Raw genomic sequence first — 924 nt, 5'->3', positions numbered from 1 at the left:
TGGACGACGCAAGCCGCGCTAGAAACTGAAAAGCGCATCCTGCAAAACATCGATGATGGTAAAGGCCAACATCAACCTTTTGCAACGCCTAAGCAGGTGCAAGACTTTCTCGATACCAAGCCTCGCCTAACCCAAGGGCAAAAGGACGCCATCACCCTTATCTCAACCACCAAAGACAGCTTTGTGGCCATCCAAGGGTTAGCCGGTACAGGTAAGTCCACCCTGCTTGAATCCAACATTGAATTTATCCAGTTAGTGAAAGAAGCCAGCCAGCAACCAGAGCAAAGCGTCATCGGTCTTGCGCCCACGCACGCCGCGGTTGCAGAGCTCGAAAGCAAAGGCGTGAAAGCGCAAACGCTAGACAGTTTGCTCTCTGACATCCGACAAGGCAATCGAGAAGCCAGTGACTATCAACACACCTTGTTCTTTCTCGATGAAAGCTCCATGGTCAGCAATAAGCAAGCCGATGAGTTCACAAAGCTGGTCAATGACAGTCAGTCCAAAACAGTCAAATTGGGCGATAAAGAACAGTTGTTATCGCTCAGTGCCGGTAAACCCTTTGAGCTGGCCATAAGTCAAGGCCGCATCGATACCGCTTACATGACCGATATGGTACGCCCACAAAATGACACTTTGCACAATGCACAGCAAAACACCATTGATAAACAGCCGCTCAGCGCCCTAGATAAACTCCAGCAGCAAGCCCCTGATACCCAAGGCAACAGCCAACATGTCATTTCTACGCTGAATGAAAACGACAAAGACCGACGCAGAGCGCAGCTCACCGCCACAGAGAAGCTGCCTTATGTGGTCGCCAAAGACTATTTAGAGCGCACCCCAGAAACCAGAGAAAACACGCTTATCATCGCTTACACCAACAAGGAGCGTGACACCATCACCGAATACATCCGTGTCGGTTTGATG

1 protein-coding gene is annotated in these 924 nt (G+C 50.2%); it reads left to right on the top strand.

Annotation, left to right across the window (positions count from 1 at the left end; translation table 11 throughout):
• A partial coding sequence (locus AB4503_RS25505; protein WP_372115923.1) for an AAA family ATPase occupies window positions 1–924 on the top strand: 924 nt, incomplete at both ends.

This window comes from Vibrio sp. 10N.222.55.B11 (assembly GCF_041473705.1).
Taxonomy (GTDB): domain Bacteria; phylum Pseudomonadota; class Gammaproteobacteria; order Enterobacterales; family Vibrionaceae; genus Vibrio; species Vibrio crassostreae_C.
Note: the sequence above shows the minus strand (reverse complement) of the source record. Positions and strands in the feature narration are given on the sequence as shown.